Annotated in this window: 25 protein-coding genes; 12 read left to right on the forward strand and 13 right to left on the reverse strand. The window is 69.3% G+C overall.

Going from position 1 to position 26,957, the window contains the following annotated elements:
• Window positions 1-7: 7 nt before the first annotated feature.
• Both OEZ60_RS03335 and OEZ60_RS03340 read right to left on the reverse strand, forming a co-directional pair.
• The gene (locus OEZ60_RS03335) at window positions 8-595 is read right to left on the reverse strand and encodes an amino acid synthesis family protein (RefSeq protein ID WP_263333174.1); all 588 of its coding nucleotides are present in this window, start codon (window positions 593-595) and stop codon (window positions 8-10) included.
• A complete protein-coding gene (locus OEZ60_RS03340) occupies window positions 595-1,494 on the reverse strand; it encodes a UPF0280 family protein (protein WP_263333175.1) in 900 nt (299 codons plus the stop codon). Before OEZ60_RS03340 ends, OEZ60_RS03335 begins: the two co-directional genes overlap by 1 nt.
• 212 nt (window positions 1,495-1,706) lie before the next feature.
• On the opposite strand from OEZ60_RS03340, the gene OEZ60_RS03345 reads away from it, so the two are divergent.
• Window positions 1,707-2,123, forward strand: coding sequence for a MarR family winged helix-turn-helix transcriptional regulator (locus OEZ60_RS03345; RefSeq protein WP_263333176.1), 417 nt, complete (start codon window positions 1,707-1,709; stop codon window positions 2,121-2,123).
• 43 nt (window positions 2,124-2,166) lie between these two features.
• Here OEZ60_RS03345 and OEZ60_RS03350 read toward each other — a convergent pair whose 3' ends face one another.
• Window positions 2,167-2,625 (reverse strand): GatB/YqeY domain-containing protein, encoded by a 459-nt coding sequence (locus OEZ60_RS03350; protein WP_263333177.1) that lies wholly within the window; start codon window positions 2,623-2,625, stop codon window positions 2,167-2,169.
• 181 nt (window positions 2,626-2,806) lie between these two features.
• Here OEZ60_RS03350 and carA point away from each other — a divergent pair, with 181 nt between their 5' ends.
• Entirely contained in the window at window positions 2,807-3,973 is a 1,167-nt protein-coding gene (gene carA, locus OEZ60_RS03355) for a glutamine-hydrolyzing carbamoyl-phosphate synthase small subunit (protein WP_263333178.1), read from the forward strand.
• Between the two features lie 111 nt (window positions 3,974-4,084).
• Window positions 4,085-6,214, forward strand: coding sequence for a glycosyltransferase (locus OEZ60_RS03360; RefSeq protein WP_263333179.1), 2,130 nt, complete (start codon window positions 4,085-4,087; stop codon window positions 6,212-6,214).
• A 24-nt stretch (window positions 6,215-6,238) separates the two neighbouring features.
• On the opposite strand, the gene OEZ60_RS03365 is transcribed toward OEZ60_RS03360, so the two are convergent.
• Window positions 6,239-6,880: a GntR family transcriptional regulator gene (locus OEZ60_RS03365; RefSeq protein WP_263333180.1), complete on the reverse strand. Its 642-nt coding sequence runs from the start codon at window positions 6,878-6,880 to the stop codon at window positions 6,239-6,241.
• Window positions 6,881-6,998: 118 nt separating this feature from the next.
• Here OEZ60_RS03365 and OEZ60_RS03370 point away from each other — a divergent pair, with 118 nt between their 5' ends.
• The 3 genes from OEZ60_RS03370 (at window position 6,999) to OEZ60_RS03380 (ending at window position 9,236) form a co-directional block, all read left to right on the forward strand.
• Window positions 6,999-7,646 (forward strand): pyrimidine 5'-nucleotidase, encoded by a 648-nt coding sequence (locus tag OEZ60_RS03370; protein ID WP_263333181.1) that lies wholly within the window; start codon window positions 6,999-7,001, stop codon window positions 7,644-7,646.
• An 80-nt stretch (window positions 7,647-7,726) separates the two neighbouring features.
• The gene (locus OEZ60_RS03375) at window positions 7,727-7,966 is read left to right on the forward strand and encodes a hypothetical protein (protein WP_263333182.1); all 240 of its coding nucleotides are present in this window, start codon (window positions 7,727-7,729) and stop codon (window positions 7,964-7,966) included.
• 73 nt (window positions 7,967-8,039) lie between these two features.
• The gene (locus OEZ60_RS03380) at window positions 8,040-9,236 is read left to right on the forward strand and encodes a UbiH/UbiF family hydroxylase (protein WP_263333183.1); all 1,197 of its coding nucleotides are present in this window, start codon (window positions 8,040-8,042) and stop codon (window positions 9,234-9,236) included.
• Here the strand turns inward: OEZ60_RS03380 and OEZ60_RS03385 are convergent.
• The 4 genes from OEZ60_RS03385 to OEZ60_RS03400 all read right to left on the reverse strand — a co-directional run bounded on the left by OEZ60_RS03385 (window position 9,233) and on the right by OEZ60_RS03400 (window position 12,281).
• Window positions 9,233-10,051: a class I SAM-dependent methyltransferase gene (locus OEZ60_RS03385; protein WP_263333184.1), complete on the reverse strand. Its 819-nt coding sequence runs from the start codon at window positions 10,049-10,051 to the stop codon at window positions 9,233-9,235. The genes OEZ60_RS03380 and OEZ60_RS03385 overlap by 4 nt on opposite strands.
• A gap of 58 nt (window positions 10,052-10,109) precedes the next feature.
• A complete protein-coding gene (locus tag OEZ60_RS03390) occupies window positions 10,110-11,237 on the reverse strand; it encodes an aminotransferase class V-fold PLP-dependent enzyme (protein WP_263333185.1) in 1,128 nt (375 codons plus the stop codon).
• Between the two features lie 130 nt (window positions 11,238-11,367).
• Window positions 11,368-11,826, reverse strand: a complete 459-nt coding sequence (locus tag OEZ60_RS03395) for an Lrp/AsnC family transcriptional regulator (RefSeq protein WP_263333186.1) — start codon at window positions 11,824-11,826, stop codon at window positions 11,368-11,370.
• Entirely contained in the window at window positions 11,823-12,281 is a 459-nt protein-coding gene (locus tag OEZ60_RS03400) for an Lrp/AsnC family transcriptional regulator (RefSeq protein WP_263333187.1), read from the reverse strand. The genes OEZ60_RS03395 and OEZ60_RS03400 overlap by 4 nt, the downstream gene beginning before the upstream one ends.
• Window positions 12,282-12,310: 29 nt before the next feature.
• Here OEZ60_RS03400 and ilvC point away from each other — a divergent pair, with 29 nt between their 5' ends.
• Window positions 12,311-13,432 carry a ketol-acid reductoisomerase gene (ilvC, locus tag OEZ60_RS03405; protein WP_411709779.1) on the forward strand — a complete coding sequence of 374 codons (1,122 nt, stop codon included), beginning with the start codon at window positions 12,311-12,313 and terminating at the stop codon, window positions 13,430-13,432.
• A gap of 71 nt (window positions 13,433-13,503) precedes the next feature.
• A complete protein-coding gene (locus tag OEZ60_RS03410; protein ID WP_263333191.1) occupies window positions 13,504-14,376 on the forward strand; it encodes a DMT family transporter in 873 nt (290 codons plus the stop codon).
• 7 nt (window positions 14,377-14,383) lie between these two features.
• Here the strand turns inward: OEZ60_RS03410 and glmM are convergent, their stop codons facing one another.
• From glmM to OEZ60_RS03435, 5 genes are all read right to left on the reverse strand, one after another.
• Window positions 14,384-15,727: a phosphoglucosamine mutase gene (glmM, locus tag OEZ60_RS03415; protein WP_263333193.1), complete on the reverse strand. Its 1,344-nt coding sequence runs from the start codon at window positions 15,725-15,727 to the stop codon at window positions 14,384-14,386.
• A complete protein-coding gene (gene folP / locus OEZ60_RS03420; RefSeq protein ID WP_263333195.1) occupies window positions 15,724-16,746 on the reverse strand; it encodes a dihydropteroate synthase in 1,023 nt (340 codons plus the stop codon). Before folP ends, glmM begins: the two co-directional genes overlap by 4 nt.
• Before the next feature lie 44 nt (window positions 16,747-16,790).
• Window positions 16,791-17,687: a dihydroneopterin aldolase gene (locus OEZ60_RS03425; RefSeq protein ID WP_263333197.1), complete on the reverse strand. Its 897-nt coding sequence runs from the start codon at window positions 17,685-17,687 to the stop codon at window positions 16,791-16,793.
• 99 nt (window positions 17,688-17,786) lie between these two features.
• Window positions 17,787-18,467 carry a cell wall hydrolase gene (locus OEZ60_RS03430; RefSeq protein WP_411709780.1) on the reverse strand — a complete coding sequence of 227 codons (681 nt, stop codon included), beginning with the start codon at window positions 18,465-18,467 and terminating at the stop codon, window positions 17,787-17,789.
• 199 nt (window positions 18,468-18,666) lie between these two features.
• Window positions 18,667-21,210, reverse strand: a complete 2,544-nt coding sequence (locus OEZ60_RS03435; RefSeq protein ID WP_263333201.1) for a pyruvate, phosphate dikinase — start codon at window positions 21,208-21,210, stop codon at window positions 18,667-18,669.
• Window positions 21,211-21,387: 177 nt separating this feature from the next.
• Between OEZ60_RS03435 and OEZ60_RS03440 the strand changes: the two genes are divergently transcribed.
• The 4 genes from OEZ60_RS03440 to OEZ60_RS03455 are packed head-to-tail and all read left to right on the forward strand — an operon-like array spanning window position 21,388 to window position 26,941.
• Window positions 21,388-22,455 (forward strand): AI-2E family transporter, encoded by a 1,068-nt coding sequence (locus OEZ60_RS03440; RefSeq protein WP_263333202.1) that lies wholly within the window; start codon window positions 21,388-21,390, stop codon window positions 22,453-22,455.
• A gap of 1 nt (window position 22,456) precedes the next feature.
• A complete protein-coding gene (locus tag OEZ60_RS03445) occupies window positions 22,457-23,134 on the forward strand; it encodes a P-loop NTPase family protein (RefSeq protein WP_263333204.1) in 678 nt (225 codons plus the stop codon).
• A gap of 47 nt (window positions 23,135-23,181) precedes the next feature.
• Window positions 23,182-25,347, forward strand: a complete 2,166-nt coding sequence (locus tag OEZ60_RS03450; protein ID WP_263333206.1) for an RNA degradosome polyphosphate kinase — start codon at window positions 23,182-23,184, stop codon at window positions 25,345-25,347.
• 10 nt (window positions 25,348-25,357) lie between these two features.
• Window positions 25,358-26,941 carry a Ppx/GppA family phosphatase gene (locus OEZ60_RS03455; RefSeq protein WP_263333208.1) on the forward strand — a complete coding sequence of 528 codons (1,584 nt, stop codon included), beginning with the start codon at window positions 25,358-25,360 and terminating at the stop codon, window positions 26,939-26,941.
• Window positions 26,942-26,957 lie beyond the last annotated feature (16 nt).

Below are 26,957 nucleotides of genomic sequence, written 5' to 3' on the forward strand. Positions count from 1 at the left end.
GCGCTCCTCACCTCAGCCCGTCCTTGCCCTCGGCCTCGTCATGCGTGAGGCCGCCGACGCGTGGCAGGGGCCGGCCGCTGTCGGTCACCGCGACCGCGACGAGGATCTCGTCGGCGCGCGGCGCGTCGTTCACCCGGACCTCCATGCCGTCGAAATGCGAACGCACGTAGGCGGCGTCCTTGTGGCCGAGGGGCACGTCGAGGGGATGGCCCATCGGCCCGCGCTTCTTGTTCGAGGGCACCAGAGCCGCGCCCTTCTCCACCGCCTTACGCAGCGGCGCGCCGAGGCGCGGATGCAGGATCGCGGCGGCGTGCTCCAGTTCGCCGTTCTCGCCGACCAGCGCGGCCTTGCCGTAGCTCTGCGCCTGGCCAGGTGTGATCCCGAGCGCCGTGACGCAGGCCTCGCCCAGAAGCCCTCCGAGCTCCTCGCCGATCACCATCAGCGGGTCGAGATCGGCCTCGTAGCGGCCGGCGAAGGGATTCTCGATCACCGCGATGGCGGCGGCGCGGCGGGTCGGCGGGTCGATTGCCTGCCCCATTTCCGAGCGCACCTCCTCCACCACGGTCACGATCTTGCGGATCTTCGCGGTTCCCATCACGGCACCTCCCTTGTTTCTGTGACCTTGCCAACGGCGCGGCTGTCGCCCTGCAGCGCGAGGAATACCGCCCTAGCGCGGCCCATCGCGATGACCGCGCGGGCCCGTGCCGCGCCGGCGTCGAGCGCCTGCGCCCTTTCGTCCGCGCTCAGCGCGGCGACCGCGACCGTCACGAGCCGATCGCCGAGATCGCTGTCGGGCGCGACCGCGCGGGCCCGGCGACGGGTAACGCGAGCCGAGCCCGGCAGGTCGACCGCGTTGGCGATCATCGTCGCGGCGGCGTCCGCCTCGGCCGCCGTCGCCGCGAGCACGGTGACCGCGTCGGCGATGCCGAGCGAGTGGCTCCGCCCGCGCCAGCCGCTCGTCGCGATGCCGCCGATGCCCTCTCCGGCGCCGATCTTTATCAGCGCGGGGCGGCTGGCCGTCTGCGGGCCGCTGGAAATGCCGATGCGGTAGCGTTCGCCGGCCCCGAGGCGGAGCGCGATGTCGCCGCCGTTGTTGACCGCCGCGCGGGTCAGGCCCGGTTCGGCCCAGAGCGCGGCGAGAAGATGGTCCGCGACCGCGCCCGCCACCGCGGCCATCGGGGTAACGAACCACGCCGCGAAAGGGGCGACAGCCGCCGTCATCGCCCGCGCGACCGGGCCCTCGGGCAGCGGTTGCCCCGGCCCGGCCGGGGCGCGCAGGATCGCAAGCTCGGCGACGAGCGCCTCGAGGAGCCCCTCGAAGGCCCGCGCGGCGCGGCGCTCGGCCGCCGCGACCGTCGCTTGAGGACCTGCGAGGTCGAGGATCACGTCGATCGGCCCGTGCGTCAGCCGCAGCCGGCCCCGGTCCGCACCCCGACTTGCCCAAGGCCCTTCGCGCGCCGGTACCGCCCGGTTCGCTCCGGACCCGGAAATCATCTGTGCAGGAGCACCCGGCGCCACATCCGCTCCTTTCGCCGCCCCGCGGGGCCGGCAGTGTCGATCTTCGGATTACGGACCCGGATTCGTTTGCTGTCAAACGATTCTTCCAGCCAGTGGCCGCCACCCCGCGCGGGACTTGTCTTTGGCGGTCGAGCCCTTACAGTTTGACACAAGGAAACAACCGGAGCAGTGCCGAAGAGGATGCCAGGGTGAGTGACGGGCCGGAATATCGCCTCGACGACCAGATCGGATTCAAGCTCCGCGTCGCCAACCAGCGGCATCTGGAGATTTTCGCGACCGAAATGCCGGAGCTTACGCCGCGCCAGTTCGCGGTGATGGCCAAGCTCGATGAAGAGGGGACCCTGTCGCAGAACCACCTCGGCCGGCTCGTGGCGATGGACGCGGCAACCACCAAGGGCGTGGTCGACCGGCTGGTGAGGAAGGGGCTGATCGCGGCGGTGCCCTCGCCCACCGACCGGCGGCGGGTGGAGATCTCGCTGACCGCGGAGGGCGCCGACCAGATCCGCGAGGCGATCGTCGTGGCGGCGCGGATCTCCGAACGCACAGCGCGCAACCTCACCCCGCGCGAGCTGGCGCGGCTGATGACGCTGCTCGACAAGCTCTGAGGGGAGCCGGTTTCGGACGCGGCCGGCGCGGTTCCGGGCAGCGTTACCCCAGCCGGTCCTTCACCATCGGGCCGACCGCGCCGAAATCCATCTGCCCGGTGTATTTCGCCTTCAGCGCCGCCATCACCTTGCCCATGTCGCGGATCGAACTGGCGCCGATCTCGGCAACGGCCGCGTCGATCGCCGCGGCGATCTCTTCGTCGGTCAGCTGGCGCGGCAGGAATTCCTCGATCACCTTGACCTCGGCGAGCTCCTTCTCGGCCAGTTCCAGCCGCCCGCCCTCCTCGTAGGCACGCGCCGATTCCTGGCGCTGCTTGACCATGCGGCCGAGGATCGCCAGCACCTCGGCATCGCCGACTGAGGCCTCGCCGCCCTCGCCCCTGAGCGCGATATCCTTGTCCTTGATCGCGGCGTTGATCAGCCTCAAGGTTGACAGCCGCTCAACGTCGCGCGACTTCATCGCGTCCTTGAGCGCCGCCCCAATACGGTCACGCAGTTCCATCGGGTCTCCATCCCCTGAGCATCCGAAGCCCCACCATAGCCGAGCGGCGACGCGGACACAACGGGCGAAAAAGCTGATAACCCATTGATATCGCTGCGTAAGCCAAATCGCAGCCGGCCCCTTGACCGAAGCCCGCCGCCCCCGTAGGTTCCGCGGGATTTAAGCCCCGGGGAGTCGCGCCATGCCCACCAAGCCAGAGTCTTCGGTCAAAGCAACGGCCTGCCTCGCCCTCGCCGACGGCACGGTCTTCTACGGCCACGGTTTCGGCGCGACCGGCGAGACGGTGGCCGAACTGGTCTTCAACACCGCGATGACCGGCTACCAGGAGATCATGACCGATCCCTCCTATGCCGGCCAGGTCGTGACCTTCACCTTCCCGCATGTCGGCAATGTCGGCGTCAACCCCGAGGACGACGAAACCGGCGAGCCCGTCGCCGCCGGCATGGTGGTGAAATGGGATCCGAGCGAGCCCTCGAACTGGCGCGCGACCGAGGACCTCGCCGCCTGGCTCGCCAAGCGCGGCCGGATCGGCATCGGCGGCATCGACACCCGCCGGTTGACCCGCGAGATCCGCCAGCAGGGCGCGCCGCATGTGGCGCTGGCCCATGACCCCGAGGGCAAGTTCGACATCGCGGCGCTCGTCGCCAAGGCCCGCGCCTGGTCGGGCCTCGTCGGGCTTGATCTGGCCAAGGACGTGACCTGCGCGCAGAGCTATCGCTGGGATGAGACCCGCTGGGCCTGGCCCGAGGGCTATGGCAAGCGGACCGGCGACGGTTTTCGGGTCGTCGCGATCGACTACGGTGCCAAGCGCAACATCCTGCGCTGCCTCGCCTCGGTCGGCTGCGACGTCACCGTGCTGCCGGCGACGGCCACGGCGGAGGAGGTGCTCGCGCACGAGCCCGAGGGCGTGTTCCTCTCGAACGGCCCCGGCGACCCGGCCGCGACCGGCGATTACGCGGTGCCGATGATCAAGGGCGTGCTCGCGCGCGACCTGCCCTTGTTCGGGATCTGCCTCGGCCACCAGATGCTGGCGCTGGCGCTCGGCGCCAAGACCGTGAAGATGAACCACGGCCATCACGGCGCCAACCATCCGGTCAAGGACCTCGAGACCGGCAAGGTCGAGATCACCTCGATGAACCACGGCTTCACGGTCGACAGCCAGACCTTGCCCGCGGGCGTGAAGGAGACGCATGTCTCGCTCTTCGACGGCTCGAACTGCGGCATCCGCATCGCCGACCGGCCGGTGTTCTCGGTCCAGTACCATCCCGAGGCGAGCCCCGGCCCGCAGGACAGCTTCTATCTCTTCGAGCGCTTCGCCGAGGCGATGCGGGCGCGCCGCGCCGACTGAGGCGGATTTCGGAAAGAATCACGCGGGCAGCCGCTTTTGCCCGTGTGACTTAACGCGCCATTAACCGAGTTCGGCGGAATGTCGGGGGCATGTTCTTGCCCCGGATCCCGCATGTCCTCCGCCGCACCGCATCTTCGTCTCGTCACCCCCGGCCCGGTGCCGGCACCGGTTCCGGGCGGCTTCGCCCGCCGTGCCGACCGGGCGGCGCGGATCGGCCGCAAGCCGCTCGGCCAGATCCTGCTCGACATGCGGGCGGTCGATCCTGGCAACCTCCTGAAGGCGATCGCGCTGCGCGACCGGCAGGCCCTCAGGCTCGGCGACGTGCTCCTGGCTCACAGCTGGGTCGGCGAGGCCGAGCTGATGGCGGCGCTCGCGTTGCAATGGGGCTCCAAGGTGGTGGACCTGCGCGCGGAGCCGCCCGACCCGCGGCTCATCGACCGGCTCGGATGCGACACCTGCCTCGCCGAAGCGGCGCTGCCGTGGCGGCGGATCGGCGGCGCGACTGTGATCGTGACCGCGCGACCCGAGGAGTTCGCGGCGCTGCGTGCCCGGCTGCCAAAGGGCTTCGGCCCGGTTGTGATGGCTTTGGCGCCGGAACAGGGAATCCATGAAGCGATCCTCGCCGCGCGGCGCAGCTCGATGGTCCACCGCGCCGAGACCCGGACGCCGGCGGCCGAGAGCTGCCGCGCGCAGGACGGCACGGTGATCGCCCGCGCGGCCGCCGCCGTGCTCGCCGCGCTGGCCTGCGGCACGCTCGCGGCGCCGGCCGCGACCTTCGCCCTGCTGACGCTCTGGGCGGTGATCTCGCTCGCCTCCGGCACCGGGCTGAAGCTCGCCTGCTTCCTGTCCGAATACCGCGCCCGCTCCGCGTCGCAGCAAGCAAGCCGCCCCGGCCCGGCGCGGCTGCCAGTCGTCTCGGTCATGGTGCCGCTCTTTCGCGAGAACGACATCGCGCCGCGGCTGATCCGCCGCATCGGCCGCATCGACTATCCCAAGGAGCTGCTCGACATCCTGCTCGTCGTCGAGGAGGACGACCGCCAGACCCAGGAGGCGCTCGCGCAGCGCGACCTGCCACGCTGGATGCGGGTGATCGTGGTGCCGAACGGCACGGTGCGGACCAAGCCGCGGGCGCTGAACTACGCGCTCGACTTCTGCCGGGGCGCGATCATCGGGGTCTGGGACGCCGAGGACGCGCCGGAGCCGGGGCAGATCCGCAAGGTGGTGCGCGGGTTCCACGAGCACGGGCCGGAGGTCGCCTGCCTGCAGGGCATCCTCGATTTCTACGACGCGCGACACAACTGGCTGACGCGCTGCTTCACCATCGAATACGCCGGCTGGTTCCGCGCGGTGCTGCCCGGCCTCGCCCGGCTCGGCTTCGTCGTGCCCTTGGGCGGCACCACGCTGTTCTTCCGCCGCGAGGCGATCGAGACGCTCGGCGGCTGGGACGCGCACAATGTCACCGAGGATGCCGATCTCGGCCTCAGGCTGGCGCGGCGCGGCTACCGGACCGAGATGATCGACGCGGTGACCGAGGAGGAGCCGAACGCGCGCGTCCGGACCTGGATCCGCCAGCGGTCGCGCTGGCAGAAGGGCTACGCGATGACCTGGGCGAGCCACATGCGCGACCCGGCCCGGCTCTGGCGCGACCTCGGGGCGAGGCGGTTCTGGGGGGTGCAGATCCTCTTTCTCGGCTCGCTGTCGCATTCGCTCATGGCGCCGGTGCTGTGGTCGTTCTGGCTCCTGACGCTCGGGCGCTCGCACGCCTTCGCCGGCGCCTGGCCGGTGGGCCTCACGGCGGCGCTGATCGCGCTTTTCGTGGCCGCGGAGGGCGTCAACCTCGCGGTCGGGGTCTGGGCGACGCGCGGCCCCGGCCACCGGCACCTGATGAAATGGGTGCCGACGCTGCAGCTTTATTACCCGCTCGGGACGCTCTCGGCGTTCAAGGGGCTCTACGAATGGGTGGTGCGGCCATTCTTCTGGGACAAGACCGCCCATGGCGTGCTCGCCACCGGCGCCGACGTGCCGGAGCTGCAGCCGATCCTCGTGCTGACCCGCCCGGTGCACCTGTCAGTGCCGGAACCCGAGGCGGTGACGCTTGGGCCGCGGTCCGGCACGCTGGCCATGACCAAGGCGCGGATCACGCTATCTGTTGCGGCGGGCTGCGGGGACGAGCCGGCGAAGCGGCCGGTACCGCCGCCCCCGGCCCTCGTCGCTTCGGCAAGCGGGGTGCGGCCGAGCTGAGGTCGGGGCGCGGGGTTGCGGGGCTCAGCCCTCACCCACGTCCCGCGCGGCCCCGGCGTCGAGCTTGAGCCGGGTCTCGAAGGCTTTCGAGATATGGGCGCGCAGGGCCTCCTGGGCCGCCTCGCCGTCGCCGTCGGCGATCGCCTTGACGATCGCGGCATGTTCGGCGAGCGCCGTCTGGCCGCGCCCCTCGGCGGCGAGCGAGGTCGTCGCCAGAAGCGCCATCGAGCGGTGGACGAGGTCGAGTTGCTGGACGAGGTAGCGGTTGTGCGAGGCGAGGTGGATCTGCTTGTGGAACCGCCGGTTGGCGCGGCTGAGTGCAGCCGGGTCGCCGAGATGGGCGCGGTCGGCCTCGACCATGTCGGCGAGCACTTTGACCTCCTCCGGCGTCGCGTGCTTGGCAGCGAGCCGCGCTGCAAGGGCCTCGAGCTCGGCGCGCACGACGTAGAGTTCGGCGAGCTGGTTGTGGTCGAGCGAGGCGACGATCAGCGAGCGGCCGTCGCGCGCCAGCATCGACTGGGTTTCCAGCCGCTGCAGCGCCTCGCGCACCGGCGTGCGCGACACGCCGAACCGCTCGGCGAGCTCGGCCTCGACGAGCCGGTCGCCGGGCCGGTAGACCCCGCCGTCGATCGCCTCGAGGATCAGCGTATAGGCGTCCTTCTGCATCTTCCCTCCCTCGCCCGGCCGCCCGTTGCCCGGCCGGAGCGCGAGCCTAAGCGGCAGCCTGCCCGGAAGGCAAGCGCCTCCGTTGCGGGGCGCGCGCCGAGCGCGTAGTGTCGCGGCCATGTACCAAGCCGACTTTCCCCATGTGCGGTCCTGGGTCTTCGACCTCGACAACACGCTCTACCCGCCCGAGGCGCGGCTCTTCGACCAGATCGAGGCGCGGATGACCGCCTATGTCATGCAGCTTCTCGGTGTGGCCAGGGGCGAGGCGGACCGGTTGCGGAGCCATTACTGGAGGCTCTACGGCACCACGCTCGCCGGGCTGATGCACGAGCATGGCGCCGATCCCGCGCCCTATCTCGTCGATGTCCACGACATCGCCTTCGACCGCCTCACGCCCGATCCCGCCCTGCGCGCGGCGATCGCAGCACTTCCGGGGCGGCGGATCGTCTATACCAACGGCTCGGCGCCCTATGCCGAACGGGTGATCGCGGCGCGCGGGCTGAGCGGCATCTTCGACGCGGTCTACGGCGTCGAACATGCCGGCTACCGGCCGAAGCCGGAGCGCGGCGCCTTCGAGACGGTCTTCGCGCGGGACGGGATCGACCCCGCCCGCGCGGCGATGTTCGAGGACGATCCGCGCAACCTCGCCGCGCCGCACGCGATGGGGATGCGCACCGTCCATGTCGCGCCGGTGGCCGAGCCCGCCGAGCACATCCACCACCATACCGACGACCTCTCGGGCTTCCTCTCGGCGCTCGGGCGCTGAGGCTTGACGCTGCGACATTTCGTCCATTGCGGCGGTGCGGGCGCGGATCTATGCCGCGCCGCAGCGAACAGGAGATTCCCATGACCATGATGACTGAGGCCCCGCGCCTGCCCTGGTACTATTCCGTCCCCGTCCTCGGCTGGATCGCCCGCGACCTGGTGCACGGGACGCCGGACAACCTCTGGTACTTCCTCACCATCCTCGCGACGCTGATGGTGCTCGCGGTCAAGACCTGGGGTCTCGTCGCGCTCGGCCTCACCGCGCTCACGATGGTGCCGGTGATGTTCGTGATCCTGATCATGATCACGCTCGGGAACTGACCGGGACAGCTTGCCGCTTGGACGCGCGGGGCGTCACGGTCTATCTTCGCCCCGCGAACGGGGGGCGAGGACGATGCGCGAGACAACCGACATCCTGATTTCTGGCGGCGGCGTCGCCGGGCTGACCGCGGCGGCGGCCTTCGGCGCCGCGGGCTTCCGCGTGACCTGCGTCGATCCCGCGCCCCCGGTGACCGGGGCCGAGGAGGACGGCGCGGACCTGCGCACCACCGCCTTCCTGCAGCCTGCCCGCGCGGTGCTGGAGGCGGCCGGGCTCTGGGAGCGGCTCGCGCCCCATGCCGCGGCACTCAAGGTGATGCGGATCGTCGATGCCGGCGGCGAAGCGCCCGAGCCGCGCATCGTCAAGGATTTCGACGCGGCCGAGATCGGCGAGGAGCCGTTCGGCTGGAACTTCCCGAACTGGCTTCTGCGCCGCGAGACGGTGGCGCGGATCGCCGAACTGCCGAACGTCAGCTTCCGTCCCGGCGTCGCCACGGCGCGCGTGCTGACCCGCACCGATGCCGCGCTTGTGACGCTCTCGGACGGCACCACGGTTTCGGCCCGGCTTCTCGTCGCCGCCGACGGCCGCGCGAGCCCGGTCCGCGAGGCGGCGGGCATCGGCGTCAAGAACACGCGCTACGGCCAGAAGGCGCTCGCCTTCGCGGTCACCCATCCGATCCCGCACGACAATGTCTCGACCGAGATCCACCGCACGGGCGGGCCCTTCACGCTGGTGCCGCTGCCGGACCGCGACGGCAGGCCCTGCTCGGCGATCGTCTGGATGGAGACCGGGCCCGAGGTGCTGCGGCTCGCCGCCCTGCCGGTCGCGGAATTCGAGGCCGAGATGCTGGCGCGTTCGGCCGGGCTTTTCGGGCCGCTGACGCTGGTCACGCGGCGCTCGGTCTGGCCGATCATCAGCCAGATCGCCGACCGGTTCGAGGCCGAACGCATCGCCCTGCTGGCCGAGGCGGCGCATGTGGTGCCGCCGATCGGGGCGCAGGGGCTGAACATGTCGCTCGCCGATCTCGCCTGCCTCGTCGAGCTCGCCAAGGCGGCGCCCGACCGGCTCGGCGAGCGGGCGATGCTTCTGGCCTATCACCGCCGGCGCTGGCCCGAGGTGAAGGCGCGGGTGACCGGGATCGACCTTCTGAACCGGACCTCGATGCTCGGGGCGCGGCCCCTGCGCGACCTGCGCGCGGGCGCGCTGAATGCGCTCTATTCGCTGGCGCCGGTGCGCAGGACGCTGATGAAGGCCGGGCTCGGGATGCGCTAGGCCTCGCAGAGGAAGCTCACCGTGCGGATCCGCCGCTCGGTCAGGTTGCGCACCTGATTGCGCACCATCTCCTCGAAGCCCTCGCCGAGGATCATGCCGCTCGAGACGGCGCGGGCGCCCGACTGCGCGATCCGGGCCGACAGCGCCTCGAACCAGGCCACGCTCTCGTCGCTCGAATCGGTGCGGTCAAGCACCCGGAACCCGGCGCCGGTCAGGAGGCTTTCCACTTGGTCCGGCGTGGCGACGAAGCTGATCGCGGCATCCTGCGCCCAGGGCACCGGGTAGTGGATCGCCCCGCCCTCGCCTTGCATGACGTCATAGACGAGGAACCGGCCGCCCGGCTTCAGGACCCGGCGCGCCTCAGCGTAGAGCCGGTCCTTGGCCGCGATGTTCATCGCGACATGGAAGGTCAGCGCCGCGTCGAAGGAGGCGTCCTCGAACGGCAGCGCGGTGGCGTCTCCTTCCACGAAGGTCACGCGGTCGGTGAGGCCGAGCCAGCCGCTGATCTCGTTCGCGGCCCGGCAGAATTCGGGCGTGAGGTCGATGCCGGTGACGTGGCATCCCCAGGTCTCGGCCAGCGTGCGCGCGGGCCCACCGAGCCCCGCACCGAGGTCGAGCACCTTCAACGCCGGGCCGAGCTGCAGGCCGGGGGCAAGCTCCAGCGTCGCGGCCCGGCCACGGATATGGAACTCGTCCACCGGCCCGAGATCGGCGGTGGTGATCCGGGCGAGGTCCTTGCCGGCCCCCTGGAGACTCGCCGCGATCCGCGCGGCGAGCCCCTCGCCCCTTGTGTAGTGTCGAGCAACCTCGGTCATCCCGCCCTCCTTCCGGTTGCGGAAGGGTAACGCCGGGAGACCCTGCCGGCAAATCCCGTCAGAGAGCCGCGTCGAGCGCCCGCCTGACCCGCGCCACCGTGCCTTCGACGTCGTAGAGCTTGTCGAGGCCGAAGAGGCCGATGCGGAAGCTGCGGTAGGTGTCGCCCTCGCCGACCTGCAGGGGCACACCGGCGGCGATCTGAACGCCTTGGGCTGCAAACTTCTTGCCGGTCTGGACCTCGGGATCCTCGGTGAAGCTGACGACGACGCCGGGCGCGCCGAAACCTTCGGCTGCGACCGAGGTGATGCCGCGCGAGGCGAGCTCGGCCCGGACCGCGTTGCCGAGCGCCCACTGCGCCGCGCGGAGCCGCTCGAAGCCGTAGTCTTTCGTCTCCTGCATCGTGTCGCGGAAGGCGCGGAGCGCGTCGGTGGGCATAGTCGCGTGATAGGCGTGCCCGCCATTCTCATAGGCGGCCATGATCGCGCGCCATTTCTTGAGGTCCATCGCGAAGCTCGACGAGGTCGTCTCCTCGAGCCGCTGCAGGGCATCGGCCGAGAACATCACGAGCCCGGCCGAGGGCGAGGCCGACCAGCCCTTCTGCGGCGCTGAGATCAGGACGTCGACGCCGATCGCCTTCATGTCGACCCAGACGCAGCCCGAGGCGATGCAGTCGAGGACGAAGAGCGCGCCGACCTCATGCGCGGCCTCGGCCAGCGCCTTGAGGTAATCGTCGGGCAGGATCATGCCGCTCGCGGTCTCGACATGGGGCGCGAAGACGGCGTCGGGCTTCGTGTCGCGGATCGCCTGGACGACCTCGGCGATCGGCGCCGGGGCGAAGGGCGACCGGGCGGAGTTGCCGGTCTGGCGGGCCATCGCGACGACGGTCTCGCCGGCGAAGCCGCCCATGTCGAAGATCTGGCTCCAGCGGAACGAGAACCAGCCGTTGCGGACGATCAGCGCCTTCCTGCCACCCGTGAACTGGCGCGCGACGCTTTCCATCGCGAAAGTCCCGCCGCCCGGCACCAGCGCCACGGCCTCGGCACTGTAGACCTCCTTCAGGAGCGCGGAGATGTCGCGCATCACGCCCTGGAAGGCCTGGCTCATGTGGTTCAGTGAGCGGTCGGTGAAGACGACCGAGAATTCCTCGAGCCCGTCCGGGTCGATGTTCGGCAGAAGCGCGGGCATGGGGACCTCCGTTGTTGGCTGCCTTCCGGGTACCGCATAGGCGCGGCAAAGGCAAAGCCGGTTGCGACATCCATGCGCCGGATTCGCGCGCGGCGGCGGTGGCCGGGGGTATTTGGGCAATGAAGAAGGGTCAGCCGAGCGGACCGGGGCGGCGTTCTTCCGAAAGGAGCACGTTGGCCTCGACATTGCCGAGACCGGGCAGGGTCATGATCCGGCGCCGCAGCACGCGCTCGAAATCGGCTAGGTCGCGGGCAGTGACGCGCAGGCGGTAATCGTAGAGGCCAAGGACGTGCTGGACGGTCTGGACCTCGGGGATCGCGGTCGCGGCGCGTTCGAAATCCTCGAGGCTGACGCGGCCCTTGGTGGCGAGCTTCACGCCGAGAAAGACGGTGACGCCGAAGCCGAGCCGCTCGGCGTCGAGGTCGATGCGGCGGCCGGCGATCACACCCGCTTCCTCGAGCCGGCGGATGCGGCGCCAGGTGGCGGGTTGGCTGAGGCCGAGGGCGCGGCCGATCGCGCCGGCGCTCCGGGTGGCGTCGGCCACGAGCGCCTTGAGGATCGCCCGGTCGGTGTCGTCGAGCGCGATCATAAGGCGAGGCTCCCGGTTTCCTTGATGGTGGAGACGAGCATCAGGCTCTCGATGTCGGCGATATGGGGCAGCGTGAGGATGCGCTCTCGGTAGACCTCCTGGTAATGGCCCATGTCGCGGGCGATGACGTTGAGGCGGATGTCGACGCGGCCGAGGAAGGTCTGGATCTCGATCACCTCGGGTACCGCGCGGGCGGCGGCGAGGAACTCGTCGAAGGCGTGGGGATGGGTCTTGTCGAGGGTGAAGCGCAGCGACACCTCGACCGCCCAGCCGAGCGCCCGCCAGTCGATGACGGCGTGCTGGCCCTTGAGGATCCCGGCCTCGGTCAGCCGCTCGAGCCGCCGCCACGCGGTCGCGGCGGTCACGCCCGCCCGCTCCGCGAGGTCGGCCGTCGCGAGCCCCGGCTCGGCCAGAAGCTGGCGCAGGATGCGGCGGTCGGTGTCGTCGATCTGCATTAATATTCCCGACATTGCAGAATTGGCGAATGATTTTTCGCAGAAAAATCGCTAATGGTCAAATTTTGCACGGGTATTCCGGAAAATCTCCCTATGCTCGCCGCCAGAAACGAAGAAAGGACCGCATCATGCGCGTTTATTACGATCGCGACTGCGACATCAACCTCATCAAGGACAAGAAGGTCGCCATTCTCGGCTACGGCAGCCAGGGCCACGCCCACGCGCTGAACCTGCGCGATTCCGGCGCCAAGAACGTGGTCATCGCGCTCCGCGAAGGTTCGGCCTCGGCCGCGAAGTGCGAGAAGGAAGGCCTGAAGGTCATGGGCATCGCCGAGGCGGCCGCCTGGTGCGACGTCATCATGTTCACCATGCCGGACGAGCTGCAGGCCGAGACCTACAGGAAATACGTCCATGACAACCTGCGCGAAGGCGCGGCGATCGCCTTCGCCCACGGCCTCAACGTCCATTTCGGCCTGATCGAGCCGAAGCCCGGCGTCGACGTCATCATGATGGCGCCGAAGGGCCCCGGCCACACGGTGCGCGGCGAATACGTCAAGGGCGGCGGCGTGCCCTGCCTCGTCGCGGTCCACCAGGACGCCTCCGGCAAGGCGATGGAAATCGGCCTGTCCTACTGCTCGGCGATCGGCGGCGGCCGCTCGGGCATCATCGAGACCAACTTCCGCCAGGAATGCGAGACCGACCTCTTCGGCGAGCAGGCGGTGCTCTGCGGCGGTCTCGTGGAACTGATCCGCATGGGCTTCGAGACGCTGGTCGAGGCCGGCTACGAGCCCGAGATGGCCTATTTCGAGTGCCTCCACGAGGTGAAGCTGATCGTCGACCTGATCTACGAGGGCGGCATCGCCAACATGAACTACTCGATCTCGAACACCGCCGAATACGGCGAGTATGTCTCGGGTCCGCGCATCCTGCCCTACGACGAGACCAAGGCGCGGATGAAGGCGGTTCTGAGCGACATCCAGACCGGCAAGTTCGTGCGCGACTTCATGCAGGAGAACGCGGTCGGTCAGCCGTTTTTCAAGGCCACCCGCCGCCTCAACGACGAGCACCAGATCGAGCAGGTGGGCGAGAAGCTCCGCGCGATGATGCCCTGGATCTCCAAGGGCAAGATGGTCGACAAGTCGCGGAACTGACCTTCCATCTGGACCGAAGCAACTGCAGGGGGCAGCATCCATGCTGCCCCCTGTCATTTTGCGGAGCCCCGATGCCACAACCGACCCTGCGTGACTGGCTGTCGATCGCGGCCCTCGGCCTTATCTGGGGCGCGACCTTCATGGTCATCGCGCTGGCCTTGCGCGGATACGGGCCGGTGACGGTCGCGACGGCGCGCACCACTCTTGGTGCCGTGACGCTCTGGATCGCCGTTCTGGTACTCGGGCGCCCCCTGCCCCGCTGGTCGGCACGGCTTGGCGCTCATGTCCTCGTCATCGGGCTGTTCTCGACCGCCTTTCCGTTCTTCCTGCTGTCCTGGGGGCAGCAAAGCGTGCCGTCGGCCTTCGCCGGGCTCTCGATGGCGGCCGGGCCGCTCTTCGTCCTGCCGCTGGCCCATGCCCCTGTGCCCGGAGAGCAGTTGAGCTGGCGCAAGGCGTCAGGCTTCTCGCTCGGGTTTCTCGGGGTGTTGGTGTTGATGGGGTCGGACGCGCTCAGCGGCAGTGCCACCGCGCTGCCGCGTCTCGCCTGCCTTTGCGCGGCGCTCTGCTACGCGGTAGCGTCCATCACCACCCGGCGCTGTCCGCCCATCGATCCGATCCTGCTGGCCGCGTTCGCGTTGCTCGTGGGCGCCTTGGCCCTGATCCCGGCGATGCCGTGGAGTGAGGGACTGCCCCGCCCCGCCGGTGCCGTGCCGATGGCGGCGATCGTGATCCTCGGCCTCGTGCCGACGGCGCTCGCAACGCTGATCCGTGTGCAGGTGATCCGCGCGGCGGGTCCAAGCTTCACGGCGCTGACCAGTTATCAAGTCCCGCTCTGGTCGTTCTTCTTTGGCGCGCTGGTTCTGGGCGAGGTACTGGCACCACGCTTCTTTGTGGCGCTGGGGCTGATCCTCGCCGGCCTGACGTTGAGCCATCGGCGGCGCTGACAGGGGGTCAGACCGCCGCTTCGACCGCCGCGACGATGTCGCTCACGACCTCGGCGAGGAGCGCCTCGTCCTCGCATTCGGCCATGACGCGGATCAGCGGCTCGGTGCCGGACTTGCGGATCAGGAGCCGGCCGGTGCCGTTCAGCCGCGCCTCGGCGCCGGTGATCGCGTCTTTCACCGTCGGAGCGGAAAGCGGTTCCTTGCCAGCGCCGTAGCGGACGTTCTTCAGAAGCTGCGGCACGCTCGGGAACTGGTGGACGAGCTCGGAGGCGCGGCGCCCGGTCTCGGCCATCGCGGCGAGGAACTGCAGCCCAGCGATCAGCCCGTCGCCGGTCGTGGCGTAATCGGTCATCACGATGTGGCCCGACTGCTCGCCGCCGAGGTTGTAGCCGCCCTCGCGCATCCGCTCGACGACGTAGCGGTCACCGACGGCGGTGCGTTCGAGGCGCAGGCCCCTGCCCGTCAGGAAGCGTTCGAGCCCGAGGTTGGACATCACGGTCGCGACCAGCGCCCCGCCCTTCAGCTTCTGCGCCTCGGCCCAGCGGGCGGCAAAGAGCGCCATGATCTGGTCGCCGTCGGCGACCGCGCCGGTCTCGTCGAGGATCATCACCCGGTCGGCGTCGCCGTCGAGCGCGATGCCGAGATCGGCGCCGTGGGCCACCACCGCCTCGGCGGCGGTCTCAACATGGGTCGAGCCGCATTTCTCGTTGATGTTGAAGCCGTTCGGCGCGACGCCGACCGGGACGACATCGGCGCCAAGCTCCCAAAGCACCTCGGGCGCGGCCTTGTAGGCAGCGCCATTGGCGCAATCCACGACGACCTTGAGCCCCGAGAGCGCGCCCCGCGCCGGGAAGGTGGTCTTGGCATATTCGACATAACGGCCGAGCCCGTCGTCGATCCGCTTCGCGCGGCCGATATGCTCCGGGGAAGAGAGCTCGATCTCGGAACCGAGGATGCGCTCGATCTCGATCTCGGCCTCGTCGGAGAGCTTGAAGCCGTCGGGGCCGAAGAACTTGATGCCGTTGTCGTGGTGGGGGTTGTGCGAGGCCGAGATCATGATGCCGAGATCGGCGCGCATCGACCGGGTGAGGTAGCCGACGGCGGGCGTCGGCACCGGGCCGAGGAGGAGCACGTTCATGCCGGTCGAGGTGAGCCCCGCCGTCAGCGCGTTCTCGATCATGTAGCCCGAGAGCCTTGTGTCCTTGCCGATCACGACACGGTGGCCGTTGCGGCCGTCGGTGCGGAAGTAGCGCCCCGCTGCCGCGCCGAGCTTCAGCGCCATCTCCGCCGTCATCGGATGGGTGTTGGCGGTGCCCCGCACGCCATCGGTGCCGAAAAGTTTCCTGCTCATGGTTCTTCTCCTTGGGTCGCGGCCTGCCAGAGCCGCAGCGCCTGTTTTGCCTCGACGATATCATGGACCCGGTGGATCTGCACTCCTTGCGCCACCCCGGCCAGCGTCACCGCGACGGTGCCGGGCACCCGGAGATCGGCCCGGGCTTCCGCTCCGCACCCCGCGATCGCGCCGATGAAGCGCTTGCGCGAGGCGCCGAGGAGCACCGCGCAGCCGAGCCCGTGAAAGATGGAAAGCCCCCGGAGCAGCGCAAGGTTGTGCGCCACGGTCTTGCCGAAGCCGATGCCGGGGTCGACGATGATCCGCTCGCGCGGAATTCCCGCCGCCTCTGCCGCCGCGATGCGTTCGGCAAGGAAATCATAGACATCGAGGAGGACGTTGTCGTAGCGGGGATCGGCCTGCATGGTCGCGGGCGTGCCTTGCGCATGCATGAGGCAGACCGGCACGCCGCGCCGGGCGACCAGCGCCGCAAGATCAGGATCGTAGCCCAGAGCCGCGACATCGTTGACGATTTCCGCCCCGGCATCGAGCGCCGCGACGGCCACGGCGGATTTGCGGGTGTCGATCGAGACCGGCACCCGGAGGCCGCCCTCTTTCAGGGCGGCGATCACCGGCGCGGTGCGGGCGATCTCCTCCTCGCGCTCGACATCCGCCGAGCCGGGCCGCGTGCTTTCTCCGCCGATGTCGAGGATCTCGGCCCCGGCCTCGGCCATCGCACGGGCATGGGCGAGCGCGCGGTCGGGGGCGTGGAAGCGGCCGCCGTCGGAGAAGCTGTCGGGCGTGACGTTGAGTATCCCCATCAGCCGCGGCGCGTCGAGCGAAAGCCCGGCGAGCGGCGCGCGGGGCGCGGTGAGGCGGTGGCGCACATCTTCGGGAAGCTCGGAGGCGGCGACGAGCCCGCGCGAGCCCGCACGGGTCAGGTGTTCTGCGCGGTCGAACCAGCACCAGCCGCCCGCGAGCGGCAGGGCGCCTTCGGGCCGGGCGGGGTCGGTCATCGCGATCGGGCGAAAGTAATCCATGACCGGGTTTTGGGCGCTCGCGGCGGCGAAGGCAAGCGGTCGCGTCAGGCCGGCTCGACCGGCACGCGGCAAGCCGCCGGAAGTGAAACAGGGCCGTGAACGACGAGCCGTAGGGCGGCAAGCTCGCCCGCGAGCCAGGCCGCGAGCGCGACGCCGTCCTCGCCCGATCCCGGCGCGCCGGGCGTGTCGAGCACGAGCTTCGAGGGCGCCCAGACCACCATGTTGCCCTGCTTCATCGCCCAGTCGAGTTCGGTCCGCGTCGCGACCACGTTCAGGCGGGGATCGCGCGAGGCCAGGACCCAGGCGTTTTGCTCGATCGCGAGGAGATCGATGCGGGTCTGGCACGGCCCGTCGCCGGTCGCAGGGCGGGTCGTGTCGGGCAGGCCGACCGCGAGCACGACGGGTGCCGCCGTGGCGGCGAGCCGGTCGAGCCGGGCGGAGAGGTCCGGCGCGGCGATGGTGGCGTTGTCGAGATAGGCGACGACCGGATGCGGCACCTCGGCGGCGGTGACCGGCGCGGCCTCGGCGCGGCTGCGCACGATCTCCACCCCGAGCGCGCCCGGACCGCGGTCGAGCTTCTCGATCCGGAGGAAGACGCGGCAGGGCTGCGGCTCGGCGAGGATCCGCGCCGCGATGTTTTCCGCGAGCGTTTCGAGGAGGTTGAGCCGCTCGGCCGCAAGTTCGGCCGCGATCGCCTCGGTGAGGCGGTCGTAGGAGAGAATCTGGTCGACATCGTCGCCGGCGTCGCCGCCGCCGCGTGCAAGTTCCACCACCACGTTGAAGCGCAGGCGCTGTTCCTGGCCACGCTCCTGCTGGAAGGCGCCGATATCGGCCGCGACGATGTGGTCGCGCAGCGAAAGCCGGTCAGGTGGATTGGCCGGCGCCATCGCCGCCGCGCGGGCCTCGGGATGGGCGAAGGCCTGGTGGATCTCGTCGGTCATGTCGCATCGGCTCCGGCGCTGGGTCGCGCGCATCATAGCGCGCGCGCCTGGCGCCGAAAGCCCGAACGCGGCGCTTTGCGCCGCGCCCGCGCCGCAGGTTCAGTTCAGCGCGGTCCGGACCGGCGCGCGGTAGAAGATATGCGAGCCGATCATCGCCGTGCGGTCGAATTTCTTCGACCACGACGGCCGCACCGCCGGGGTGTGGAAATAGGTCGCGCCATCGGTCAACTGGCGCGGCGCGCCGTCCATCATCGCGCGGGCGACCTTCCGCGCGGTGGTCCAGGCGCGCTTCTCGCTGATCCGCTCTGGCTGGCCGTCGCAGGTATAGGAGAACTGGCAGCCGTTGGCGTTGCCCTGGTTGACCACGCCGCAGATCGTGCGCGGGAAGGACTTGCTCTCGACCCTGTTGAGGATCACCTCGGCCACCGCGGCCTGGCCCTTGATGCCCTCGCCGCGCGCCTCGAAGTAGAGCGCGGTGGCGAGGCATTCGAACTCCGCCCCGCCCTTCGGCGCCGGCAGGCTGGCGAGCCAGTCCTTGTCGTAGGATATGGCGCCCTTGCGGGTCTTCGCCTTCGGCTTCGGCGGCGTCACGATCTCTTCGAGCCGCTCGCCGTCGACGGCGCCGAGCGCCGCCTTTTCCTGGCCGAGCAGCGTCGCGAGGTTGACCCCCAGAGCCGCAGTTGGATCGTTGGATTGGCTCACCGTCATCTCGGCATGCACGCCTCCGGTGAGGGCGAGGAGCATGGCCATGCTCCCGGTCCAGCACTTCAGCACTGACATATCACTATCCCGAATTGCTTCGTCGAGCCCCAGCCCCCCAAGGCTTTAGGACCGGGGTGACATAACGGAAACATTGCGAAACGTCCAGCCACGCGACATTTCAGCAACAGTATAGTGGCGAATCTTAGCCTATGGTTCCGAATCGGAAACGGTCAGAGCGGCCAAGAACGCCTGACGACTTCCTGACAAACCACTGACATCAGTACATTTTCTCGGAATCGCGCTGATCGGTCAGCGCGAATTGGGCCGCCGCGAGTCGCGCGACAGGAACCCGAAACGGGGAGCAGGAAACGTAGTCGAAGCCCGACCTGCGACAAAATGCGATGGAAGCGGGATTGCCGCCATGCTCTCCACAGACCGAAAGCGTCACATCTTGTCGTATTTGTCTTCCGCGCGCGCTGCCGATGAGCAAAAGTTCGCCGACGCCGTCCTCGTCGAGCACATGGAACGGATCCTCGGGATAGACGCCCTTCTGGACATAGTCGCTCATGAAGCGGCCGGCGTCGTCGCGCGAGAGGCCATAGGTCATCTGCGTGAGGTCGTTGGTCCCGAAGGACAGAAACGCGGCGTGCTGGGCGATCTCGCCGGCACGGAGCGCGGCGCGCGGGGTCTCGACCATGACGCCGAGCCGGTAGTCGAACTCGGCCCCGGTGGCGTTGCGCACCGCCGCGGCCACGGCGTCGATCCGGGTCTTGACCAACTCCACCTCGCGCTTGGCGGAAACGAGCGGGATCATCACCTCGGGCACCACGGCGGCGCCGCGTTTCGAGGCCTCGACCGTGGCCTCGAAGATCGCGCGGGCCTGCATCTCGTAGATTTCGGGCACGGTGACGCCGATCCGCACCCCGCGCATCCCGAGCATCGGGTTGAACTCCGACAGCGCCTCGACCCGGCGCATCACCTCCGACAGCGGCCGGTCGAGCGCCTCGGCAAGCTCGCGCATTCCCTCGCGGTCATGGGGGAGGAACTCGTGCAGCGGCGGGTCGAAGAGCCGGATGCAGACCGGAAGGCCCGCCATGATGTCGAAGAGCGCCGTGAAGTCGGCGCGCTGCATCGGCAGGAGCCGGTCGAGCGCCACCTTTCGGTCCTTCGCGGTGTCGGCGAAGATCATCTCGCGCATCACCGTGAGCCGGTCCTCGTCGAAGAACATGTGCTCGGTGCGGCAGAGCCCGATCCCCTCGGCCTCGAACATGCGCGCGGTACGGGCGTCGTCGGGCGTGTCGGCATTGGCACGCACGCCGATGTCGCGCACGTTGTCGGCCCAGTGCAGCAGCGTGGTGAACCACTTGTCAAGCGCGGGCTCAAGCATCTCGGCCTGCCCGGCCAACACCTCGCCCGAGGTGCCGTCGACGGTGATCACGTCGCCTTCGCGGAACACCCGCCCGCCCTTCGCGGTCAGGGTCTTGTCGCGCAGGCTGATGCTGATGTCGGACGCGCCGACGATGCAGGGAAGGCCAAGCCCGCGGGCGATGACGGCGGCGTGGCTGGTCATGCCGCCACGCTCGGTGACGATGGCGACGGCGGCATGCATGCCGCGGATGTCCTCGGGCGCGGTCTCGCGCCGGACAAGGATGCAGCGCTCGTCGCGCGCGGCCGAGGCTTGGGCGTCGGCGGCGGAAAAGACGATCCGGCCGGAGGCGCCGCCGGGACTTGCCGCGATGCCGGTCACGATGCGGTCGCGCGGCACGCGGGGATCGACCTGATAGTGCAGCAGTTCCGACAGCGCGCGCGGCTCGACCCGCAGGATCGCGTCGTCACGGCTGATGATGCCGTCATTGGCGAGCGTCACCGCGACCCGGACCGCAGCGCGCGAGGAGCGCGGCACGGTGACCGCGTCGATCACCTTCAGGGCGCCGTTTTCCAGCGCGAACTCGACCTGCATCTCCTCGCGCAGGCGCGCGCGGCAGGTGAGGCAGTGTTTCTGCAGTTCGGCGAAGACCTCGGGCGCGGCCTCCTCCAGCGAATGGCCGCGCTTGTCCTTGACGAGATAGAGCGTCTCCTCAGCCTTGCGGTTGGCCGGGTTGAGGCCGCGGAAGCGCCCGGTGATCTGCGGCGCGCCGGTCACCCCCTCGATCATCTGGATCTTTCCCCGGCCGGAGAGCGCCGGCCCCATCGCCTGCGCCATCTCCTGCACCACGAGCCCGAGGGCGGCGTCGGCCGGCGCGCCCTTGGCCTCGCGCAGGAGCCGCGCGGTCGTGCCCTCCCAGGCGCGCGCCATCGAGCGCATCACCTCGGTGAGCTGCTGGGCGCGCGATTGCGGGAACTCCTCGTCCATTTCCGCCTCGTAGGCGGCGAGTGCGGCGGCGAGCGCTGCGGCGGAGGGCTCGGCCGTGAACATGTCGGGATCGAGCCGGGCGACATGGATCGCGTAGGACTGCACGAAGCCGAGATAGATCGCGTCGGCGAATGCGGCGCCCTGCTCGCGCGTGAACTCGGCGTGTTTATCGGCGTTCATGCCGACATTGAGCACGGTTCCCGGCCCGCCCCAGGCCGGATTCGCGGGCGAGGGCCGGATCGAGACGAGCACCCCGTCGAACAGGGCGGCGAGACGATTCACATCCGGCAACTGGCCCGCTGCGATGGCGCGGACCGTGTCGCAGGGCAGCGCCGCCGTCCGCGGCACCGGCAGGTCGAGCCGGATCAGCCGCTGCAGGCATTTCGCCCGCCAACCGTGGCGCGCGGGATCGATCCGCGCCGTGGGCGTGATCTCGATGAACTCGGCGAAATCGGTATGTTTCTGCACTGCGGCAATCCTCTGTCGGGCTGCAGGATAGCGTGCTTCTGTTTCTTGGCAAGAAAAAGCGGAAACCCCGCGCGGCTGCATCGCGCGACGGGGGAGAATCGTGCCGCCCAGAACGCCACGCGCGGCTTGCGCCCCGCCCCCGCATGCGCCATGACTGGCCCGAGACAGGAGACGATCATGGCATTGCCGGTCCGGCAGCAGGCGACATACTGGGGCATCGCGGCGGTATTGTTCTTTGCCGCGCTATGGGGCCTTGGCAACGTGATCCTGCCCTTCGTGGTCGGTGGCGCGCTGGCCTATTTCCTCGACCCGGTCGCCGACCGGCTCGAACGGATGGGATTGAGCCGCACCGCCGCGACCTCGGTGATCTCGATCGCGGCGCTTCTGATCTTCGTTCTGCTCTCGCTGCTGATCGTGCCGATGCTGGTGCGCCAGCTTGTCGGCCTCGTGAACGCCGCGCCGACGATCTTCGCGGAGCTGCACCAGTTCCTTGCGACCCGTTTTCCGGCGCTGATGGACAATGAAAGCGCGCTGCGCGACACGCTGAACGCAATCGGCAAGACCATCCAGTCGCGCGGCGCGGAGCTGGCGCAGGGGCTCCTGACCTCGGCGCTCTCGGTGATCAACGCAATCGTCTTCATCGTCGTGGTGCCGGTCGTGGCCTTCTACCTTCTGCTCGACTGGGACAACATGGTCGCCAAGATCGACGGCTGGCTGCCGCGCGACCACCGCGAGACGGTCCGGGCGCTCGCCCGCGACATCGACCGGGTGCTCGCGGGATTCGTGCGCGGGCAGGTCTCGGTCTGCCTCATCCTCGGCACGTTCTACTCGGTCACGCTGATGCTCGCGGGGCTCGATTTCGGACTGATCGTCGGCGCCATTGCCGGGCTCATCACATTCATTCCCTATGTCGGCGCGCTGATCGGCGGGGCGCTGGCGATCGGGCTCGCGCTCTTCCAGTTCTGGGGCGACTGGTTTTCCATCGCCATCGTCGCGGGGATCTTCGCGGCCGGCCAGTTCCTCGAAGGCAACGTCATCACGCCGCGCCTCGTCGGCAAGTCGATCGGGCTGCACCCGGTCTGGCTCCTGTTCGCGCTCTCGGCCTTCGGCACGGTCTTCGGCTTCGTCGGCATGCTGGTCGCGGTGCCGGTCGCCGCCGCGCTCGGCGTGCTGGCGCGGTTCGCAGTGTCGCAATATCTCGAAAGCCGCCTCTACAAAGGGCTCGACGGCAGGGACAAGGGGTGAGATGGCCCGTCAGCTGACCTTCGACCTGCCTGTGCGCCCGGCACTGGGGCGCGAGGATTTCTTCGTCTCGCCCGCCAACGCGCTTGCTTTGGCCGCACTCGACGGCGCGGCGGACTGGCCGCAGGGAAAGATGCTGCTGATCGGCCCGGAGGGCGCGGGCAAGAGCCACCTCGCGCAGGTCTGGGCCGGGGCGGAATCGGCGCGCGTCGTCGCCGCGACCGAGCTCGCCGCCCTGCCCCTGCCCGACCCCGCGCCGCTCGTCGTCGAGGATGCCGACCGGATCGCCGGCGACCGCGCGGCCGAGGTGGCGCTCTTCCATCTGCACAATCACATGCTGTCGGGCCGCGCCCGGCTGCTCATCACCGCGCGCGCCGCGCCGCGGTCCTGGGGGCTGACGTTGCCCGACCTCGCGAGCCGGATGGAGGCGACGGCAAGCGCGCAGCTTCTGCCCCCCGACGACGCGCTCCTTGCGGCGGTGCTGGTCAAGCTCTTCGCCGACCGGCAGATCGCGGTGGCGCCGGCGCTGATCCCCTGGCTGGTGCAGCGGATGGACCGGTCCTTCGCCGCCGCCCGCCGGCTCGTCGCCGAGCTCGACGCCCGCTCGCTCGCGCGCGGAGGGCCGGTCACGCGCGCGCTGGCGGCCGAGATTCTGGACTCCGCCATCCTCGACGCGCCATGATGCGGATCATTCATAGAACCGTCATATGAGCATTAGATAAGCCCGGCATGACACAGGCAGATTTCCTCAAAGCCCCGTTCCCGAAACCGGCTGTCCTGCCGGAGGTGGAGATTTCCGGCCCGAAGCGGTTCTTCAACCGGGAACTGAGCTGGCTGGCCTTCAACTGGCGCGTCCTCGACGAGGCGCGCAACCCACGCGTGCCGCTGCTCGAACGGCTGCGGTTCCTGTCGATCTCGGCCACCAACCTCGACGAGTTCTACACGGTGCGCGTCGCGGGCCTGCGCGAGCTTCGGCGCGAGGGCAATGTCCTGCACTCGGACGACGGGCTGAGCCCGGCCGCGCAGCTTGCGCTCATCAATGCCGATGCGCGGCGCCTGCTGCAGATGCAGCAATCGGTGTGGAACAAGCTGAAAAAGGAGCTGGAGGCCGAGGGGATTGCGCTTCTGACGCGCTCCAAGCTGACGAAGCGCGACGAGGCGTTCCTTGCCGACTACTTCCTGAACAAGGTCTTCCCGATCCTCTCGCCGCTGGCGATCGACCCCGCGCATCCGTTCCCGTTCATCCCGAACACCGGCTTCTGCCTCGCGCTCGCGCTCGAACGGGCCACGGACAAGCGGCGACTTCAGGCGCTTCTGCCGATCCCGCAGCAGATCGAGCGGTTCGTGGCGCTGCCCGGCGGCAAGCGGTTCGTGCCGATGGAAGAGTTGTTGCTTCTGCATCTCGGTTCGCTCTTCCCTGGCTACCGCGACACTGGCCACTGCGCGTTCCGGGTGCTGCGCGACAGCGATATCGAGGTCGAGGACGAGGCCGAGGATCTGGTTCGCGAGTTCGAGACCGCGCTGAAGCGGCGGCGGCGCGGTCAGGTGATCCGCATGAAGATCACGGCCGGCGCGCCCGAGGATCTTCGCGACCTGATCATGGAGGAGCTCGCCGTCGCGCCCGACGAGGTCGTCGAGGTCAAGGGCATGGTCGGCATGGCCGACCTGAAGGAGCTGGTGCTCGACAGCCGCCGTGACCTGCAATGGCCCGGCTTCACGCCGCGCGTGCCCGAGCGGGTCCAGGACCACGAGGGCAACATGTTCGCGGCGATCCGCCAGAAGGACATGCTGCTGCATCACCCCTACGAGACCTTCGACATGGTGATCCGCTTCCTCAACCAGGCGGCGGCGGATCCGAACGTGCTCGCGATCAAGCAGACGCTCTACCGCACCTCGCAGGACAGTCCGATCGTCGCGGCGCTCTGCGACGCGGCCGAGAGCGGCAAATCGGTGACCGCGCTGGTGGAGCTGAAGGCCCGTTTCGACGAGGCCGCGAACATCCGCCAGTCGCGACGGCTCGAACGCGCGGGCGCCCATGTCGTCTACGGCTTCATCAACTACAAGACCCACGCGAAGATCTCGACCGTGGTGCGGCGCGAGGGCGAGAACCTCGTCACCTACACCCATTACGGCACCGGCAATTACCATCCGATCACGGCGCGGATCTACACAGACCTGTCGTTCTTCACCTGCGATGCCCAGCTTGGCCGCGACGCGACCAAGGTCTTCAACTACCTGTCGGGCTACGTGCAGCCCGAGGGGCTTGAGAATATCGCGATCTCGCCGATCAGCCTGAAGCCGCGGCTGCTGGAGCTGATCGCTGCCGAGGCGGAGCATGCGCGGGCGGGCAGGCCGGCGGAAATCTGGGCCAAGATGAACTCGTTGATCGAATCCGACATGGTCGATGCGCTCTATGCCGCGAGCCGCGCCGGGGTGAAGATCAACCTCGTCGTACGCGGCATCTGCGGCGTCAGGCCGGGCATCAAGGGTCTGAGCGAGAACATCCGCGTGAAATCGATCGTCGGCCGCTTCCTCGAACACAGCCGCATCGTCTGTTTCGGCAACGGCCACGGCCTGCCCTCGAAGAACGCGCGGGTCTTCTTTTCCTCGGCCGACTGGATGGGCCGCAACCTCAACCGCCGGGTCGAGACGCTGGTCGAGGCAACCAATCCGACCGTGAAGGCGCAGATCGTGAGCCAGATCATGGCCGCGAACCTCGCCGACGAGGCGCAGAGCTGGGTCCTGCAACCGGACGGCCGCTATGTCCGCGACCTGCCCGAGGGGCGCGACGATCTCTTCAGCTGCCACCGGTTCTTCATGGAGAACCCCTCGCTTTCGGGCCGCGGATCGGCCGGGGCGAAGGACGTGCCGAAGCTTGCCCATGCGGCCGACTGAGGGGAACGCGATGCAGAGCCGGATCGACACCAGGAAGACCAAGGGCGGCAAGACCAAGATCCGCGGCGAGGCACTCGCCGAGGAATGGGGGCCGTTCGGCCGCCCGCTCTTCGACGACCCCTCGGCGCGTGCGCTGGAACGCGTGGGCGTGGTCGATGTCGGGTCGAACTCGGTCCGGATGGTGGTCTTCGACGGCGCCGCGCGGAGCCCGGCCTATTTTTACAACGAGAAGGTGATGGCGGGTCTCGGCCAGGGGCTGGCGCAGACCGGGCGGCTCAACCCGCAGGGCCGCGTGCGGGCGCTGGCCGCGCTGAAACGGTTCGCCGCGATCGCCGCGGGCATGAGCCTGCCGCCCCTCTCCTGCGTCGCCACTGCCGCGGTCCGCGAGGCCGTCGACGGGCCGGAGTTCCGCGCCGAGGTGGAGCGCGAGACCGGGCTCAGGCTCTGGGTGATCGACGGCCAGGAGGAGGCGCGGCTCTCGGCGCAGGGCGTGCTGCTCGGCTGGCCCGAGGCGGAGGGGCTAGTCTGCGACATCGGCGGCAACTCGATGGAGCTTGCCGAAGTCTCGGGCGGCAAGGTCGGCCGCCGCGTGACCTCGCCGCTCGGCCCGTTCCAGCTGCAGCAGGTGCCCGGCGGCAAGAAGGGCATGACGAAATTCATCAAGGAGACGGTCGAGGCGCTGGCCGCCGAGCTCGGCACCGGGCACGAGCGGATCTATCTCGTCGGCGGCTCGTGGCGGGCAATCGCACGGCTCGACATGGAGCGGCGCAGCTATCCGATGACGGTGCTGCACGAATACCGGATGGGTCCGCAATCGGTCCTGCAGACGGTGAACTGGATCGCCGAGAACGATCTCACCGCGCTGCGTGCCCGCACCGGCACCTCGGCGGCGCGGATGGAGCTGGTGCCAATCGCCGCGCAGGTGCTACGCCAGCTCGTGCTGAGCTTCCACCCCAAGGAGATCGACGTGTCCTCCTACGGGATCCGCGAGGGGCTTCTCTACGAGCAGATGCCGGAGCGTCTGAGGATGCGCGACCCCTTGATCGAGGCCTGCCGCCATGCCGAGCGGACGATGGCGCGGATGCCAGGCTTCGGCAAGAAGCTCTACCAGTTCCTGCTGCCGCTCTACAAGAACGCGAGCTACGAGAAGCTGCGCATGGTCCGCGCCGCCTGCCTCCTGCACGACACCACATGGCGGGCGCATCCCGACTACCGCGCCGAGGTCTGCTTCGACAACGCCACCCGCGCCAATCTCGGCGGGCTGTCGCATCAGGAACGGGTGTTCCTCGGGCTCTCGCTCCTGCATCGCTACAAGAACTCGCGCGCCGGGTCGCGGCTGGAACCGCTCTTCGCGCTTCTGAGCGAGGAGCAGATGAAGGAGGCCGAGGTGCTCGGCAAGGCGATGCGGTTCGGCGCGATGTTCGCGGTGAAGTCGCCCGAGGAGGCAGGAGAGCTGACCTGGCGGCCGAAGAAGAAGGTTCTCGGGCTGCGGCTCAACGCCCATGCCGAGCCGCTCTTCGGCGAGGTCGCGCAGTCGCGCTTCGGCGCGCTTGCCGACGCGCTCGGCGCGCAGAGAGAGGTCAACGTGGTCTGAGGCTGGATCGGGTCGG

Origin of the sequence: Albidovulum salinarum (assembly GCF_025673475.1) — a bacterium.
Classification (GTDB): Bacteria; Pseudomonadota; Alphaproteobacteria; order Rhodobacterales; family Rhodobacteraceae; genus Albidovulum; species Albidovulum salinarum.

What these genes read in the sequence shown, in the direction of transcription:
- OEZ60_RS03335 (WP_263333174.1), bottom strand. Translation starts at nt 595, where the DNA reads ATGGGAACCGCGAAGATCCGCAAGATCGTGACCGTGGTGGAGGAGGTG.
- OEZ60_RS03340 (WP_263333175.1), bottom strand. Translation starts at nt 1,494, where the DNA reads ATGATTTCCGGGTCCGGAGCGAACCGGGCGGTACCGGCGCGCGAAGGG.
- OEZ60_RS03350 (WP_263333177.1), bottom strand. Translation starts at nt 2,625, where the DNA reads ATGGAACTGCGTGACCGTATTGGGGCGGCGCTCAAGGACGCGATGAAG.
- carA (WP_263333178.1), top strand. Translation starts at nt 2,807, where the DNA reads ATGCCCACCAAGCCAGAGTCTTCGGTCAAAGCAACGGCCTGCCTCGCC.
- OEZ60_RS03360 (WP_263333179.1), top strand. Translation starts at nt 4,085, where the DNA reads ATGTCCTCCGCCGCACCGCATCTTCGTCTCGTCACCCCCGGCCCGGTG.
- OEZ60_RS03365 (WP_263333180.1), bottom strand. Translation starts at nt 6,880, where the DNA reads ATGCAGAAGGACGCCTATACGCTGATCCTCGAGGCGATCGACGGCGGG.
- OEZ60_RS03370 (WP_263333181.1), top strand. Translation starts at nt 6,999, where the DNA reads ATGTACCAAGCCGACTTTCCCCATGTGCGGTCCTGGGTCTTCGACCTC.
- OEZ60_RS03375 (WP_263333182.1), top strand. Translation starts at nt 7,727, where the DNA reads ATGACCATGATGACTGAGGCCCCGCGCCTGCCCTGGTACTATTCCGTC.
- OEZ60_RS03380 (WP_263333183.1), top strand. Translation starts at nt 8,040, where the DNA reads ATGCGCGAGACAACCGACATCCTGATTTCTGGCGGCGGCGTCGCCGGG.
- OEZ60_RS03385 (WP_263333184.1), bottom strand. Translation starts at nt 10,051, where the DNA reads ATGACCGAGGTTGCTCGACACTACACAAGGGGCGAGGGGCTCGCCGCG.
- OEZ60_RS03390 (WP_263333185.1), bottom strand. Translation starts at nt 11,237, where the DNA reads ATGCCCGCGCTTCTGCCGAACATCGACCCGGACGGGCTCGAGGAATTC.
- OEZ60_RS03395 (WP_263333186.1), bottom strand. Translation starts at nt 11,826, where the DNA reads ATGATCGCGCTCGACGACACCGACCGGGCGATCCTCAAGGCGCTCGTG.
- OEZ60_RS03400 (WP_263333187.1), bottom strand. Translation starts at nt 12,281, where the DNA reads ATGCAGATCGACGACACCGACCGCCGCATCCTGCGCCAGCTTCTGGCC.
- ilvC (WP_411709779.1), top strand. Translation starts at nt 12,311, where the DNA reads ATGATTTTTCGCAGAAAAATCGCTAATGGTCAAATTTTGCACGGGTAT.
- OEZ60_RS03410 (WP_263333191.1), top strand. Translation starts at nt 13,504, where the DNA reads ATGCCACAACCGACCCTGCGTGACTGGCTGTCGATCGCGGCCCTCGGC.
- glmM (WP_263333193.1), bottom strand. Translation starts at nt 15,727, where the DNA reads ATGAGCAGGAAACTTTTCGGCACCGATGGCGTGCGGGGCACCGCCAAC.
- folP (WP_263333195.1), bottom strand. Translation starts at nt 16,746, where the DNA reads ATGGATTACTTTCGCCCGATCGCGATGACCGACCCCGCCCGGCCCGAA.
- OEZ60_RS03425 (WP_263333197.1), bottom strand. Translation starts at nt 17,687, where the DNA reads ATGACCGACGAGATCCACCAGGCCTTCGCCCATCCCGAGGCCCGCGCG.
- OEZ60_RS03430 (WP_411709780.1), bottom strand. Translation starts at nt 18,467, where the DNA reads ATGTCAGTGCTGAAGTGCTGGACCGGGAGCATGGCCATGCTCCTCGCC.
- OEZ60_RS03440 (WP_263333202.1), top strand. Translation starts at nt 21,388, where the DNA reads ATGGCATTGCCGGTCCGGCAGCAGGCGACATACTGGGGCATCGCGGCG.
- OEZ60_RS03445 (WP_263333204.1), top strand. Translation starts at nt 22,457, where the DNA reads ATGGCCCGTCAGCTGACCTTCGACCTGCCTGTGCGCCCGGCACTGGGG.
- OEZ60_RS03450 (WP_263333206.1), top strand. Translation starts at nt 23,182, where the DNA reads ATGACACAGGCAGATTTCCTCAAAGCCCCGTTCCCGAAACCGGCTGTC.
- OEZ60_RS03455 (WP_263333208.1), top strand. Translation starts at nt 25,358, where the DNA reads ATGCAGAGCCGGATCGACACCAGGAAGACCAAGGGCGGCAAGACCAAG.